Source organism: Arthrobacter sp. YN (genome assembly GCF_002224285.1).
GTDB lineage: Bacteria > Actinomycetota > Actinomycetes > Actinomycetales > Micrococcaceae > Arthrobacter.
In genome coordinates, this window is the sequence record NZ_CP022436.1 from 1,588,792 (window position 1) to 1,603,051 (window position 14,260).

The following is a 14,260-nucleotide window of genomic DNA, read 5'->3' on the forward strand; positions in this document are numbered from 1 at the left end:
CCTGCTATAGGCCCAATGCTTCGCGGACATCCCGGAGGACATCGTCAAGGGATGTCCGCGCTGCTTGGCGTGCAGCGGGCAGTTCCGCCGCGGAGTCCACGGCCTGTATGACTTCCAGGTAGCACTTGAGTTTGGGTTCCGTGCCGCTTGGCCGGATGATGACCCGGCTTTGGTCCCGGGTGAGGTACAGCAGACCGTCTGTGGGCGGCAAGGCTTCGCTTCCTTCGGCGAGGTCAGTGAAGACCTCGACGGCGGAGCCACCGAACGCTTCCGGCGGGTTGACCCGCAAGCGGTTCATCATGGCATCGAGAAGTCCCAGGTCGGCGACCCGGATGCTCAGCTGGTCGCTGGCGTGCAGTCCGTGGACCAGATAGAGGTCATCAAGGGTGTCGAAGATCGTCTTGCCCTCGGCCTTGGCAGCGGCGGCACATTCCGCGATCAGGACTGCAGCTGAAATGCCGTCCTTATCGCGCACCAGATCCGGTGCCACACAGTAGCCCAGTGCTTCCTCATATCCGTAGCTGAGGCCGGGAACCCGTGAAATCCATTTGAAGCCCGTCAGCGTTTCCTCGTGGGCGTATCCTGCGGCCGCGGCGATCCGCGACAGCAGCCGCGATGAAACGATCGAGTTGGCAAAGACACCGTCCCGGGGCTCTTCGCCTTCATTGACGGCCATGCGGGCCACAATGTGGGCACCCAGCAACGCACCCACTTCATCGCCCCGAAGCATCCGCCAGGATCCCGTCGAGGGGTCCAAAGCGGCGACCGCAGCCCGGTCGGCGTCGGGGTCGTTGGCCAAGACGATGTCTGCGCCCGCGTCTGCCGCGGCCGCGAGCGCCAGGTCCAGCGCGCCGGGTTCCTCCGGGTTGGGGAACGCGACTGTGGGGAAGTCCGGGTCCGGCTCGGCCTGTTCGGCCACAAGGGTGACGTCCGTGAAACCCGCTGTCTTCAGGACGGAGACAGCTGTTTCGCCGCCCACACCGTGCATGGGCGTCAGGACGATCTTGAGGTCCCTGGCGGGGAAGTGTTCACGATCCACCAGGCCGGCCATCGCGGATTCATAGTCGGCGGCGATGGCCGTCGGCAGCACTGTCCAACCACTGTCTGCCAGTTCAATGGAGTCCAAAGCACCCACGGCTTCGATCCTGGCGGCGATCTCTGCGTCGTACGGCGCGACGATCTGCGATCCGCGCCCGCTCTCCGAGACTGCGTGTCGCCCCAGGTAGACCTTGTAGCCGTTGTCCTGCGGCGGGTTGTGGCTGGCTGTCACCATCACACCGCCGTCGCAGTCAAGGTTCCGGACCGCGTAGGCGAGCAACGGCGTCGGAAGTGCTGCCGGCATCAGGAACGTCTCGATGCCTGCCGCCGTGAAGATCGCCGCAGTCTCTTCCGCAAAAATGTCCGAGTTGTAGCGGGCATCGAAGCCGACGACGGCGCGAGGCCGGGTACCCGGCGCAGCGGCAGCTACCGTTTCGGTGAAGAAGGCCGCCAAGCCGGCGGCGGCCCGGCGGACAACCACGCGGTTCATGCGGTTTGGCCCCGGGCCGAGCGCTGCGCGGAGGCCGGCTGTGCCGAATTGCAGGGTGCCGCTAAAGCTGTCGCCCAGTTCCTGGGCTGCTCCCGCATCACCGCCGCTGGCGAGGTCGGCCAGCTCCTCCAGGGCAGCGGTCGTCGCCGGGTCTGGATCCTGTGAGGCCCACTCGCGGGCGTCGGTGAGCAGTTGTTCAAATGCGGCATCGCTGGATGTCATAGGGTCAAAACTATCCTCAATGAGCCGCGAAGGGGCAACGGGGTGTGGGATCCGGCCCTGAGGGGCGGTTGTAATAGGTGGGATCCCGCCCCTCGGCGGGCCTTAAATCGAGCGGGAAGTGATGGTGAAGTCCGTGTCGCCCTCCGTGCTGAACGCCGAGGAACCTGTGTTGTCCCAGTCCGGGAAGAAGGTGTCTGAAATGACCGCCTCTCCAGAGCCAATGAAGACCTCCACCGAGGAAGCATCCAGGAGAATCGTGAGCCGGACGGTGCGATCGTTCCCGGAGGGCCGCAGCTTAACCTGATGGAACGGGCTGAACTTCTCCGAGAAGTTGCTGGTTCCGGCCTGTGACCGGTCCACCCTAACGGTGCGTGATTCCCGGCTGTAGGAGATGCGGAGGCCGGCCTTGCCGTCGGAAGATCGGCGGAGGATCAGGCCGGCCTCGCTCGCCGAGGCGAGGTCCATCTCCAGTTCAATCAACTGCGTCCGGGCTGCGAAGTCCGGACCCAGATCCTGGAGTGAGGACCCGACGGTGAGGTTTTTGCTCTTCGCTTCACCGGAGCGTTCCAGTGTTTCCTTTGCGGCAGCGGCGATGGCCGATTGCAACTCAAACCGCTTCCCCCCGCGAACCAGGGTGAGTTCACGGGGAACGGCCATGGAACCGCGCCACGGCGTGGTGGGCACATCCTGGGCGTAGTCCCAGTTGCCCATCCAGCCCAGGAGCACGGGCTTGTCCCCGGGCGCACCGGAAATGGAGTTTGCTGCGTAGTAGTCCGCGCCGTGGTCCAGCCACTGCGATTCCTCGAGCGGCACATCAGCGGCAGCCGCGTTTTCGGCAGTGAACCGGGTTCCGTCGAACTCACCTACGAAATACTGCATCCCTGAGCCGCCTGCGATGCCCCCGGGGTTGATGCTCAGGAGCATGACCCACTTCCTGGCTGTGGAGCCCTCCACGTCCATCTGCACGAGCTCAGGTACTTCCCAGAGCCCACCTTGGGCGCCGACTCCGGAGAAGTCACTCAGGAATTCCCAGCGGAGGAGGTCGGTGGACTTGAACATCTTCACTACCTGGGCGTCGGCCACCACGGTGGTCATCACCCAGTAGCGGCCGGGCTCGTACCAAGTGATTTTGGGATCGCGGAAGTTGTTGTTGGTGGGGGCAAGGTTCAGCACTGGGTTGCCCTGGTACTTCTGCCAGGTGGCGCCGCTGTCCAGGCTGAACGCGATCGATTGCGCCTGCGCGCCCTGGGGGAGGGCGCCGTTCTTGCCATAGGCGCTGGTGTACAGGGCCACCATGGGCGGGTTTTCTGCCGAGCCAAGGCCGGACGCATTGTTCGTATCCATCACGATGCAGCCCGAGAAGATCTCTTCTTCGGGGCTCGCCTCCATGGCTACGGGCTGCTCTTCCCAGTGCACCAAATCCGTGCTGGTGGAGTGGCCCCAGGACATGTTGCCCCACGAATTTCCGTGCGGGTTGTACTGGTAGAAAGCATGGTAAGTGCCGTCGTGGTAGACGAGGCCATTGGGGTCGTTGAGCCAGTTCTTACCAGCCGTCAGATGTGCGACGGGCCGCCACGGATCCGAAGGGGACGGGCGGTGCCCGCCCGGGGTGGGGGCCGCCGTCGGGCCTTCCGATTGCGTGCAGGAAGCGGCAGAGAAGGCGACCACGACGGCGGCACTTGCGGCCAGCAATTGGCGGCGGGACAGGTGGGGGCTGGGGTAAGTCATGGGGAGAAATCCTGAGGGTTGGGGTGGCAAGGGTGCCGGCTCTTCTGGAGCCGACACCCCTGCCGTGGCCTAAGGGCCGGGGTGTTGCGGCCTACTTGTAGTGGCCTTCGCCGCCAACGCGGACGTTGGTGGGCAGGTAGCCGAATGGGCCGAGGCCGTTCTTGCCGAAGCTGCGGTCAACCTGCGTCACGCCGGCCTTGAAGTTCATCTTCACGGTGGGTGACAGGGAACCGCCGCGGACGCCGTCCACGTTGTCGATGAAGGACTGGACGAGTCCGCCGGGCTGCACGTAGTGCGAGTACGCCTGGAACTGACGGCCGTTCTGGCGCGGGTCCGGACCTTCCGGAGCGTTGGCCTGCATGTTCAGGTCCGTAGGGGAGCCAAGGGCCAAGCCGCTGTTGTTGACCGGCTGGTAGTCGGAGCGGACACCGTTGCCGACGAAACCATAGACGCCGTCGGGGCCGCGCATGCCGTCTGCGTACGTGAACTGGTGGCTGATGGTGAACAGGTAGTACTTGTTCTTGCCGTTCTCGTTCTGGATGAAGATCTGCGGACGCTCAGTCTGGTCGTTGACGCAGTTGGCGGACAGGATCGGCGGGAGGAAGCTCCACTTGGTCAGGTCCTTGTTGTCTGCGACTGCCAGGCCTACGTTCGCGGTCTGGTACCAAGCGCCTGTGCTGTTGACCTGGGCCAAAGTCTCGGCGTTGGGGTCGCCGGGGGCGTAGCCAAGGTCTTCCTGCTTGCACTTGTAGGAGCCGCGGGTGCCGCCGGTGTTTCCTTCGAAGACCATGAAGGTTTTGCCGGGGTGTGCCGGGTCGGCGAAGGTGTACGGGTCACGGAACGCGAAGCCGGGGTTCTGCGCCTTGTTCTGGTAGAGCTTTCCGTCCGGTTCCAGGAGTTTGGTGTGCTGGAAACCGTCGAAGGTCACGCCGTTCTGGTTGGCGTGGATGTTACCCAAGGCCTTGGCGATCGCGGCATCGGGAGCGATCCCGCCACCCCCTGCGTTCCGCTCGGCCACATCGTAGAACGTGGTGGCCGTGTAGAAGACGTTGATCTTGTTGCCCTGCATGAGGCGGGTGGAACCGGACCACTCCGTGTTGCCGATGGAGGTGTTGTCCAGGAACAGGTGTCCGCCGTAGTTCCACTTGTCCTTGGCAGGATCGGCGTTGGTCTTACGGAAGAAGTAGCCGATTCTGGCATTCCAGTGGCGCTGGTCGAAGCCGTAGCCCTCATGCCGGTCAGCCACCAAGGAGAAGATGACGTCCCAGCCCTTGTAGCTGATCTGGTTGGCATTCTCGTCGGTGAGGGACCAGGTGTCCCACACCCAGACGTCGTCGTTCATGGCCGGGAAGTCCTTCGGGATTTCCGGCATCGTGACGTTGGGGCTCATCGAGTTCTGGCCGGGCGCAACGTTGGGATTGCTCTGGGCCATGATCTGTTTGGCGTCGGCCCGCGTCCACTTGGACGTGAAGTCCGCCGCGGGATCGTACGCCTGCTGCGTGTGGTTGGTCGGCAACGGGAAACCGGGTGTGGGTGCCGGCATGGTGCTCGACGGCGGATCAGCCGGCAGGTTCGCCTGCGCCGCAGGCGTCACCAGCAGGATGCTGCCGGCCACGCTGGCTGCGGCTGCGAGGGCTACTGCCTGTCGCAGCCGGCGGCGCGGCCGTTGAGGGTTTGAGTGCGTGTTCATGCTTACTCTTCTCGCGGAGTGTTGGACTTCGTGGAGTGGGGCGCATGCCCTGACCCCCGGTTGGGGGTTCTCTACAACTGGGGCGTCCATCGATCCGCTGGAGGCGTCACCGAGGGACGCCATCGTTTCGAGGTGCGGGGGAGCCTCGTGGGCCTCCACCGCGGTGGTCCCGGCACGTCGACTTACCGGAACACGTTCCACGCTAGACACGTGTTAGGTCGGACATCAAACGGTGTTTAGCGGGCCATTCGAGCTACCGGCGAGTATTTGCGCAAGCGTTTACATTGCCAACGGGCGCGCGTGCCACATCCTGGGGTACGGGGGCAAATGTTGCGCCATAAAACAGATTTATCCTGAGAATTTGCTGTGCGTTTACTTCCCGCTCGAGATTGTTAGCGCACACTTTTAAGCAGCAAAGCGGGGCCACCATGGGATGGTGGCCCCGCTCGTCCGTAACGCGCCTAGAGCTTGGCGATGATGTCCGCCAGGAGCTTGGAGATCCGCTTGCCAGCTGCCTGCCCGGCTTCCAGAACTTCGGCGTGGCTCAAGGGAACCGGGCTGATGCCGGCTGCGAGGTTGGTGACCAGGGAGATACCGAAAACTTCCATTCCTGCATGGCGGCCGGCGATTGCTTCCAGCGCCGTGGACATGCCCACCAGGTCTGCGCCGATCCGCTTGGCGTACTGGACCTCTGCCGGTGTTTCGTAGTGCGGTCCGGTGAATTGTGCGTAGACGCCTTCCTGCAGGGAGGAGTCCACTTCACGGGCGAGGTCGCGGATGCGCGAGGAGTAGAGATCGGTGAGGTCAACAAATGTGGCGCCCTCAAGCGGTGAGGTTGCGGTGAGGTTGATGTGGTCGCTGATGAGGACGGGGGTGCCCGGGGTCCAGTCCTCGTTGAGCCCGCCGCAACCGTTGGTCAGCACCAAAGTCTTGCAGCCGGCGGCGGCTGCGGTGCGTACGCCGTGGACTACGGACCGTACGCCGCGGCCTTCGTAGTAATGGGTCCGCGCCCCAATGACGAGCGCGCGCTTGCCCTCCTTGGTGAGGACGGAGCGGATGGTGCCTACATGGCCCACTACCGCTGGTTTGTGGAAACCGGGGACCTCCGAAGCGTTCAGGGTGGCGGTAGTTTCGCCGATGAGGTCGGCGGCCTCCGCCCAGCCGGATCCGAGCACCAGGGCTACGTCATGGGACTCGACGCCGGTCTCCGCGGCGATGAAGTCTGCGGCGGCCTTCGCGGCCTCAAAGGGGTCTGTGTTCATCAGCTCAGTGTTACTCACTGGTACAAGCTACCTTGCGGCTGCAGGACTTTGGTAGGGACCCGCGCGCTGGTGAGGGTGGGCTGAGTGGCAGCCGACGCGGCAATGAGCGAGAATTGAGGATTGTGACCAGCCAAGTTGACTTCAGTGCCCCCCGTATCGCGATCCTGGGAGGTGGTCCCGGCGGATATGAAGCTGCCATGGTGGCCGCCTCACTCGGCGCCCACGTCACCATTGTTGAGCGGGCAGGCCTTGGCGGCTCTGCCGTGCTGACCGACGTCGTGCCTTCCAAGACCCTCATTGCCACCGCCGATCTCATGACCCGCGTCGGTGAGGCGGACGAGCTGGGAGTGAAGTTCGACGGCGACGGCACGGCCTCGAAGCCCCGCGCCGACCTCAAGCACATCAACGACCGCGTGCTCAACCTGGCCCGCGGACAGTCCGAGGACATCCGCGCCGGCCTGGAGCGCCTGGGCGTGGAGATCGTCATTGGGTCCGGCAAGCTCCTGGACAACAACACCATCGAGGTCCTGACCCTCGAAGGCACCCGCACCATTGATGCCGACGCCATCCTTCTGGCCGTCGGCGCCCACCCACGCGAACTCCCCACTGCCAAGCCCGACGGCGAACGCATCCTCAACTGGGCCCAGATCTACAACCTGGACGAGCTCCCGGAAGAACTGATCGTCGTGGGATCCGGTGTTACCGGCGCCGAGTTCGCCTCCGCCTACAACGGCCTGGGCTCCAAGGTCACCCTGATTTCCAGCCGCGACCAAGTCCTCCCCGGCGAGGACACCGATGCCGCCAAGCTGCTGGAAGGCGTCTTCGAACGTCGCGGCGTCAACGTTTTGTCCAAGTCACGCGCAAATGCGGTGGAGCGAACGGACGACGGCGTCAAGGTCACCTTGGGTGACGGATCGATCGTCACGGGTACCCACTGCCTGGTGTGTGTTGGTTCCATCCCGAACACAGCCGGCGTCGGCCTTGAAGAAGCCGGTGTGACCCTCACGGAGTCCGGCCACATCAAGGTGGACGGTGTTTCCCGCACCACCGCCCCCAACATCTATGCTGCCGGTGACTGCACGGGCGTGTTCGCACTCGCCTCCGTGGCAGCCATGCAGGGCCGCATCGCGATTGCCCACTTCATGGGCGACGGCGTGAAGCCGCTCAAGCTCAACCAGGTGGCGTCCAACATCTTTACTTCCCCGGAAATTGCTTCAGTGGGTGTGTCCGAGGCCGACCTCGCGTCCGGGAAGTACCAGGGCGATGTTGTGATGCTGTCCTTGCTCAGCAATGCCCGCGCCAAGATGCGCAACACGAAGGACGGCTTCGTCAAGATCATTGCCCGCAAGGGTTCAGGCACCGTGATCGGTGGGGTTGTGGTGGGCCCGAATGCTTCGGAGCTCATTTTCCCGATCTCCGTGGCTGTGACCCAGAAGCTCCACGTGGACGACGTCGCCAGCGCGTTCACGGTGTACCCGTCCCTCACGGGATCCATATCCGAAGCTGCACGGCGCCTGCACGTGCACATGTAGCTCCGTAGTCAGAGCCCGCGCGCCCGTTTCGGGGCTTCGCTGCGCACCATGCCGTTCGCGCGGCACCCTGCGCAGCGAGCCATCGAAACGGGCGTTTCTGCTCCTAGTGGCGGAGTGCCTGCACAGCTTGAGCCAGCGGCATGCGCAGCGCGGGGCCGTGTCCCGGCAGGATCACGTTGGCTTGTACGCTCTCCAGCTGCCGGGCAGAGGCCAACGCCCCAGACGGGTCGGAGTGGTACATCCTGTGCAGCATTTGGGGTCCGGATGCCGGGCTGATCGGGTGGCCCGTGACAAAGGTGTCACCCACGGCAATCGCCTGGGCACCCGGCAGCAGCAATGCGACGTTGCCAGGGGTGTGCCCGGGGAGCGGGATGGCCTGGGGGTGGCCCGGCAGGCTGTGGAGTCGGTCCGTGGTCCAAGCCTCCGCGCGCATGGCCGGCTCCGCTTGAAGGGCCTTGGCTTCGATGACGTGGAGCATCCACCGGAAAACGCGGGGACGCCATGCGCGGAGCAAAACCTGCCCGAACGTGACCTGATGCTTCTCCCTGCCCTGAACGTGGGGGAGCTCCTCGGGGGAGCAGAGGATGGGCGTGCCGAAGGTCCGTGAGAAGTACGCCGCAGATCCGGTGTGGTCCACGTGCCCGTGCGTGATGAGCATGGCTTTGGCGTCGGCGGGCTCCAGGCCCAGCTCCCGGATCGATTCCATGACGAGGTCGCGGTCGGCAGGGTAGCCGCCGTCGATCATCATGAAGCCTGAGGAGTCACGGACGAGGAGCCAGTTGGACGCAGGTCCCTCAACAAAATGGACGCCGGGCGCGGGTTCGGATACCTTCACACCGGAATTCTAGGTTGTTCCTTGCTCTGGTGACGCGAGAACGCTGGAATGCTGCGGGATCGCCGATCCGGACCCGGCGATTTCGCAGCGTTCCAGCGGGATCGCAACCGGCTCCAGCTGCGGTGCTTCCGCGGTCTCAGGCGGCAGCCGCTTGGAAGTGTTTTTCGATGATCCCCTTGATGTCCCCATGGCAGCCCCCGCAGCCCGTTCCGGCGCGGGTGGCCTTTGAAACCTCGCCCACGGTGCTGCAGCCGTCCAGGACCGAATCCTCGATACTGGCCGCGCTGACCCCTGCGCAACGGCACACGGTCCGCTGCGGATCGTTGCTGGTGGCGCCGGCATCGATCTGGTCGGGTCCATCCAGACGGAGCAGGAGTGAGCGGTCTGCTGGTAATTCGGAGGAGCGCTCGAAGAGCACCACCAGCTCAGCAGCCGTCCGGGGCATGCCCACGGCAACGAGGCCTTCCAGCACCCCGCCGCGGGTGGTCATCTTCACGTAGCGGCCGTGTTCGGGATCGGCCCACTGGGAGATCTGGCGGCGGGCACGTCCCGAGGCAGCACCCGCTTCCAGCAACTCTTCATCCCACGGATCGGCCTGGTTGTCGCCCGCCACGGCCAGGTTGATGCCCCGTGCCTTCAGGACCACCACTCCGGGCTTCTCCATGGGCAGCGCTTCCACAGCATCCGCGGCGGCCTGGCCATCCCGGGCAAGGACCACGAGGTATTCGGCCAACCACTCGGCCTGCCGCCACCCTGGGCCCACCAGGCCAGAGGGGCCGGTGGCTGTGCGGCACTCTACACATGAACCGTCCGGGCAGCGCACTTCAGCACAGTCACCGATCGCGAACATATGGGGCTCATGATAGGTCCGGAGGTGGTGGTCCACCAGGATACCGGCGCTGGTAGGAAGTCCACAGCCCTCGGCCAGTTCGATCCGGGGACGGACACCGCACGACAAGACCAACAGGTCGCCGTCGATCGCTGAGCCGTCATCCAGCAGCAGCGCCGAGAAGCTGCCGTCAGGACCGGACGTTTCAATACCTGTGGAACGGGCATTGCCGGCCATCCGGACGCCGCCCGCCCGCAGGCTGTTGGTGAGGACGGAGCCACTGCCGCGGTCGATGCTGCGTCCCAGGGGGAACGGTCCGTTGTGGACCACCGTGGTTTGGGCGCCCTCTTCCGAGGCCGCCAGTGCGGTTTCCAAACCCAGCACCCCGCCACCCAGGACCACCACGCGCTTGCCGTCGGCAACGGCTGCGCGAAGCACGGCAGCATCCCGCAGATCACGCAAAGCTGTAACTCCGGCCGGCAGTACGGGCCGGGAGGGATCGGGGTTGAGCCCGGTGAGGTTGGGAATGACCGGACGCGAACCAGTGGCAAAGACCAGGCGGTCGTAGTGTTCAGCGGTGCCGTCGGAGAGGACTACCTGCTGGCGGGCGCGGTCGATCCTTTTGACCTTGGTGCCCAGGCGGACGTCAACGCCGTCGGACTCCAACTCGGACGCATCGGCCATCGCCAACGCCTCGGCCGTGGTGCGCCCCACGCCAAGCTCAGCAACCATGACCCTGTTGTACGCAGCCTCTGTTTCCTGACCCACCACCAGCAGTTGTACCAGCCCAGTGCGGACGGCCGGGAGCAGTTCGTCAATAAGCCGTGCTGCCACTGGTCCGAATCCAACTACAACAATGCGCTCGCTCATGATGCCTCCTTGACGTGCAGTGGCAGCCGCGTCCCGGCAGGAACTGCGTACGAGTCCAGTTCCTGGGTGGAGACTGCCCGCCGGACCCATACCCGGCTGGTCTTGAATTCCGGCATGCCGGAGATGGGATCTGTTGCCGCTTCGGTGAGGCGGTTGGCGTTTTCCTGGCCGGGGAAGTGGAACGGCAGGAAGACAGTGTCGGGTCGGACGGTGGTGCTGAGTTCAGCGCGGCAAAGTACTTCGCCGCGCTCATTCGTGACGGTGGCGTAGTCGCCGTCGGCGATGCCGCGGGCAGCTGCTGTGCCTGGGTGGATGAGGAGCCGGGCCTGAGGCTGCGATGCCAGCAGCTCGCTCACCCGGCGGGTCTGGGCGCCGGACTGATAGTGCTCAAGGAGACGGCCCGTAGCGAGCGCCAGGGAGTTGTCCGCAAACGAACGTACAGCCCGCTTGGAAGGAGTGACCGGAACCATGACGGCCCGGCCATCGGCGTGGGCAAATCCGTCGGCGAAAAGTCGCGGGGTCCCAGTGCTGCCCGCAGGGTAGGGCCAGTAGGCAGCTTCGCCCCGGTCCAGCATGGCGTAGTCGATGCCCGAGTAGTCGGCCAGACCGCCGGCGGAGGCGAGGCGCAGTTCTTCGAAAACGGTCTCGGGATCATCGCTGAATGTTGAAGGAGCCTCAAGGAGCTCGGCCAGGCGCGCCATGAGCCACAACTCGCTGCGAACACCCGGGGGAGGAGTCAGTGCCCGGCGACGTCGGATCACGCGACCTTCGAGGTTGGTCAGCGTGCCCTCTTCCTCGGCCCACTGCGTCACAGGCAAAACTAAATCCGCTTCAGCAGCTGTCTCAGACATGAAGAAGTCGCAGACCACCAGGAAGTCCAGGCTGCGAAGTCCTCGGATCACTGCGTTCGTGTCCGGCGCCGAGACCACTACGTTGGCACCATGCACGAAAAGGCACCTGACGCCGTCGGGCTGTCCCAGCGACTTAAGAAGTTCGACGGCGGGCAGGCCGGGACCGGGGATGAGCGACTCGTCGACGCCCCATACTCCGGCGACGTGGGCGCGCGCGGCGGGATCGGTGATCTTGCGGTAGCCCGGGAGCTGGTCGGCCTTCTGTCCGTGTTCGCGGCCACCCTGGCCGTTGCCTTGGCCGGTGAGCGTGCCGTATCCGCTGCGCGCAGAGCCCGGCAGGCCCAACAGGAGGCTGAGGTTGATCGCCGCCGTGGCGGTATCCGTGCCGTCCACGTGCTGTTCCACACCGCGTCCGCTGAGGATGTAGCTGCCGCCGTCGCGGGCTCCTTGCGCCAAACGGCGGGCGGTTTCACGGATCAGGGTGGCTGGGACGCCGGTGATGGACTGGACGCGTTCCGGCCAGAACGCCGAAAGGCTCCGCACCACGGCCGCGTAGCCGCTGGTGTTGGCCTCGATGTACGCGGCGTCGGCCAGGCCTTCGTGAACCACCACGTGGCTGATGCCCAAGAGGAGAGCCAAATCGGTACCTGGCGTCGGCTGCAAGTGGAGACCGCCGCCGTCGGACGTGAACGCAGCAGTAGCCGAGCGGCGGGGATCCACCACGATCAGGCCACCGGCGTCCCGTGCGCCCTGCAGGTGCTGGACGAACGGAGGCATGGTCTCGGCAACGTTGGAACCGAGCATGAGGATTACGGACGCGGTGTCGAGGTCCGTGACAGGGAAGGGCAGTCCGCGGTCCACACCGAAGGCGCGGTTGCCTGCCGCAGCAGCGGAGGACATGCAGAACCGACCGTTGTAATCGATCCGTGAGGTACGCAGCGCCAGCCGGGCGAACTTGCCCAGCAGGTAGGCCTTCTCGTTGGTGAGGCCGCCGCCGCCGAAGACTCCTACGGCGTCATTCCCGTACTGCTGCTGGGTGTCCTTCACAGCTGCGGTGATGAGCATGAGGGCCTGGTCCCAGGAGATCGGCTGGTGGATGCCGTCCGATCCTTTGAGCATGGGTTCGGTGACGCGCCCGCTGTGACGCAACAACGACGCCGATGTCCAGCCTTTGCGGCACAGCCCGCCCCGGTTGGTGGGGAAGTCGCGCCCGGATACTTCCAGGGGAGCGGCCGGGGCTGCCTCCGGTGTGGCCGCTGCCGCTGCTCCCGGCACTGCCGAAGCAGCCGGGGTCAGCGTCATGGCGCACTGGAGCGCGCAGTAGGGGCAGTGGGTATCGGCGCCGTTGGGCATCTAGATGTGTCCGATCGTGTTGCGCTTCTGGGCAGGGCGGATATAGAAGACCCAGCAGACGATGAGCATCAGGACATAGGCTCCAACGAATCCGTAGAACGCCGGGGTGTAGGACCCGCTGGCCGTGTTGGAAGCGTTGAGAACCTGGGGGATCACGAAGCCGCCGTAGGCACCGATCGCGGAGATCAGGCCGAGCGAAGAGGATGCGAGTCGTGCCGTGGTGGTGCTGGGAGCTCCTGCGCGGGCGGCCCGGCTGGACGTTGCGAAGATGATAGGGATCATGCGGTACGTGGCGCCGTTTCCGAAGCCGCTGGCCAGGAAGAGGAGCAGGAAGAGCGTCAGGAAGAGCCAGAAGTTCTTCAGCGGCAGCGTCCAGATCATGGTGAGGGTAATGAGGGCCATGGAAGCGAACGAGGCAATGGTCATGCGTGCCCCACCCATGCGGTCGGCCATGCGTCCACCGTAGGGGCGGGCCAAGGAACCAACCAGTGGGCCGAGGAAGGCCAGGGACAAGGCCACAGCGCCGACGTGGATGGAGGAGAAGTCCGGGAAGTAGTCCTTGATCAGCTTGGGGAAGACGCCCGCGAAGCCGATGAACGAGCCGAACGTCCCGATGTACAGGAACGCCATGATCCACAGATGGGGTTCCTTGAGGGCGGCAAGTGAACCGGCTACGTCACCCTTGGCGCTGGTGAGGTTGTCCATGTACTTGTAAGCGCCGAAGGCAGCGATGAGGATCAACGGAATCCAGATGATGCCCGCCACCGGCAGGTTGACGGTTCCGGCGGCCAACAGGGTAATGGCGATCGGCACAACAAGCTGGGCGACGGCGGCACCCATGTTTCCACCCGCGGCGTTCAGGCCCAGCGCCCAACCCTTTTCGCGGGCGGGGTAGAAGAAGGTGATGTTGGCCATCGAGCTGGCGAAGTTGCCGCCACCAAAGCCGGCGAGGCCAGCCATGAGGAGCATGACGCCGAAGGGCGTTTCCGGGTTGGAGACGCAGATAGCCAGGCCTGTGGTGGGGATCAGCAGGAGCAGCGCCGAGACGATGGTCCAGTTCCGGCCACCGAACTTGGGAACCATGAAGGTGTAGGGAATGCGGAGCGTGGCGCCTACAAGGCTGGGGATGGAGATGAGCCAGAAAATCTGGTTGGTATCAAAGGCAAAACCGGCCGCGGGGAGCTGGACCACCACGATGGACCAGAGCTGCCAGACGACGAAACCGAGGAATTCGGCGAAGATGGACCAGTAGAGATTGCGCTTGGCGATGGACCGGCCTTCGGCTTCCCACTGGCCCTTGTCCTCAGCATCCCAGTTGGCAATCCAACGGCCGGGGCGGTGTTCAAGGGCGGGCGCGGCGGTGGCAGTGGACTGGACAGGGGCCAGTTCTTCTGCGGAGCGGTCAACAGTCACGGAGTGCCTCCTTGGTGGGGGACGTTGTTCTTCCAAGGTAGGTTTCGCGCATTTCGTGGACGGGCGCCGTTTGTAAACGTGCTGTGACATTTCCCTATCGGCGGGGTCACCGGCGCGTGAGGCGATGGTGAGGTAGTGTGGCGCGGA

Annotated in this window: 9 protein-coding genes; 1 reads left to right on the top strand and 8 read right to left on the bottom strand. The window is 64.8% G+C overall.

Annotated elements, in window-relative coordinates:
* Positions 1-4: 4 nt before the first annotated feature.
* The 4 genes from CGK93_RS07270 to CGK93_RS07285 all read right to left on the bottom strand — a co-directional run bounded on the left by CGK93_RS07270 (position 5) and on the right by CGK93_RS07285 (position 6,430).
* Positions 5-1,750 (bottom strand): phospho-sugar mutase, encoded by a 1,746-nt coding sequence (locus CGK93_RS07270; protein WP_089594243.1) that lies wholly within the window; start codon positions 1,748-1,750, stop codon positions 5-7.
* A 102-nt stretch (positions 1,751-1,852) separates the two neighbouring features.
* Positions 1,853-3,478, bottom strand: coding sequence for a glycoside hydrolase family 32 protein (locus CGK93_RS07275; protein ID WP_198318378.1), 1,626 nt, complete (start codon positions 3,476-3,478; stop codon positions 1,853-1,855).
* Between the two features lie 91 nt (positions 3,479-3,569).
* Positions 3,570-5,168, bottom strand: coding sequence for a glycoside hydrolase family 68 protein (locus CGK93_RS07280; protein ID WP_089594245.1), 1,599 nt, complete (start codon positions 5,166-5,168; stop codon positions 3,570-3,572).
* Between the two features lie 461 nt (positions 5,169-5,629).
* Positions 5,630-6,430: a purine-nucleoside phosphorylase gene (locus CGK93_RS07285; protein WP_198318380.1), complete on the bottom strand. Its 801-nt coding sequence runs from the start codon at positions 6,428-6,430 to the stop codon at positions 5,630-5,632.
* 122 nt (positions 6,431-6,552) lie between these two features.
* Between CGK93_RS07285 and CGK93_RS07290 the strand changes: the two genes are divergently transcribed.
* The gene (locus CGK93_RS07290) at positions 6,553-7,962 is read left to right on the top strand and encodes an NAD(P)H-quinone dehydrogenase (RefSeq protein ID WP_089597270.1); all 1,410 of its coding nucleotides are present in this window, start codon (positions 6,553-6,555) and stop codon (positions 7,960-7,962) included.
* Positions 7,963-8,065: 103 nt separating this feature from the next.
* Here CGK93_RS07290 and CGK93_RS07295 read toward each other — a convergent pair whose 3' ends face one another.
* From CGK93_RS07295 to CGK93_RS07310, 4 genes are all read right to left on the bottom strand, one after another.
* Positions 8,066-8,797: an MBL fold metallo-hydrolase gene (locus CGK93_RS07295; protein ID WP_089594247.1), complete on the bottom strand. Its 732-nt coding sequence runs from the start codon at positions 8,795-8,797 to the stop codon at positions 8,066-8,068.
* Positions 8,798-8,933: 136 nt separating this feature from the next.
* Positions 8,934-10,496 (bottom strand): FAD-dependent oxidoreductase, encoded by a 1,563-nt coding sequence (locus CGK93_RS07300; RefSeq protein ID WP_089594248.1) that lies wholly within the window; start codon positions 10,494-10,496, stop codon positions 8,934-8,936.
* Complete coding sequence (locus tag CGK93_RS07305) at positions 10,493-12,700, bottom strand: molybdopterin oxidoreductase family protein (protein ID WP_089594249.1); 2,208 nt, start codon at positions 12,698-12,700, stop codon at positions 10,493-10,495. Before CGK93_RS07305 ends, CGK93_RS07300 begins: the two co-directional genes overlap by 4 nt.
* Positions 12,701-14,113, bottom strand: coding sequence for an MFS transporter (locus CGK93_RS07310; RefSeq protein WP_089594250.1), 1,413 nt, complete (start codon positions 14,111-14,113; stop codon positions 12,701-12,703). It abuts the gene before it with no gap.
* Positions 14,114-14,260 lie beyond the last annotated feature (147 nt).

Excerpts from the sequence above, each read along its gene's own strand:
- CGK93_RS07270 (WP_089594243.1), bottom strand. The coding sequence starts at position 1,750 with ATGACATCCAGCGATGCCGCATTTGAACAACTGCTCACCGACGCCCGC.
- CGK93_RS07275 (WP_198318378.1), bottom strand. The coding sequence starts at position 3,478 with ATGACTTACCCCAGCCCCCACCTGTCCCGCCGCCAATTGCTGGCCGCA.
- CGK93_RS07280 (WP_089594245.1), bottom strand. The coding sequence starts at position 5,168 with ATGAACACGCACTCAAACCCTCAACGGCCGCGCCGCCGGCTGCGACAG.
- CGK93_RS07285 (WP_198318380.1), bottom strand. The coding sequence starts at position 6,430 with ATGAACACAGACCCCTTTGAGGCCGCGAAGGCCGCCGCAGACTTCATC.
- CGK93_RS07300 (WP_089594248.1), bottom strand. The coding sequence starts at position 10,496 with ATGAGCGAGCGCATTGTTGTAGTTGGATTCGGACCAGTGGCAGCACGG.
- CGK93_RS07305 (WP_089594249.1), bottom strand. The coding sequence starts at position 12,700 with ATGCCCAACGGCGCCGATACCCACTGCCCCTACTGCGCGCTCCAGTGC.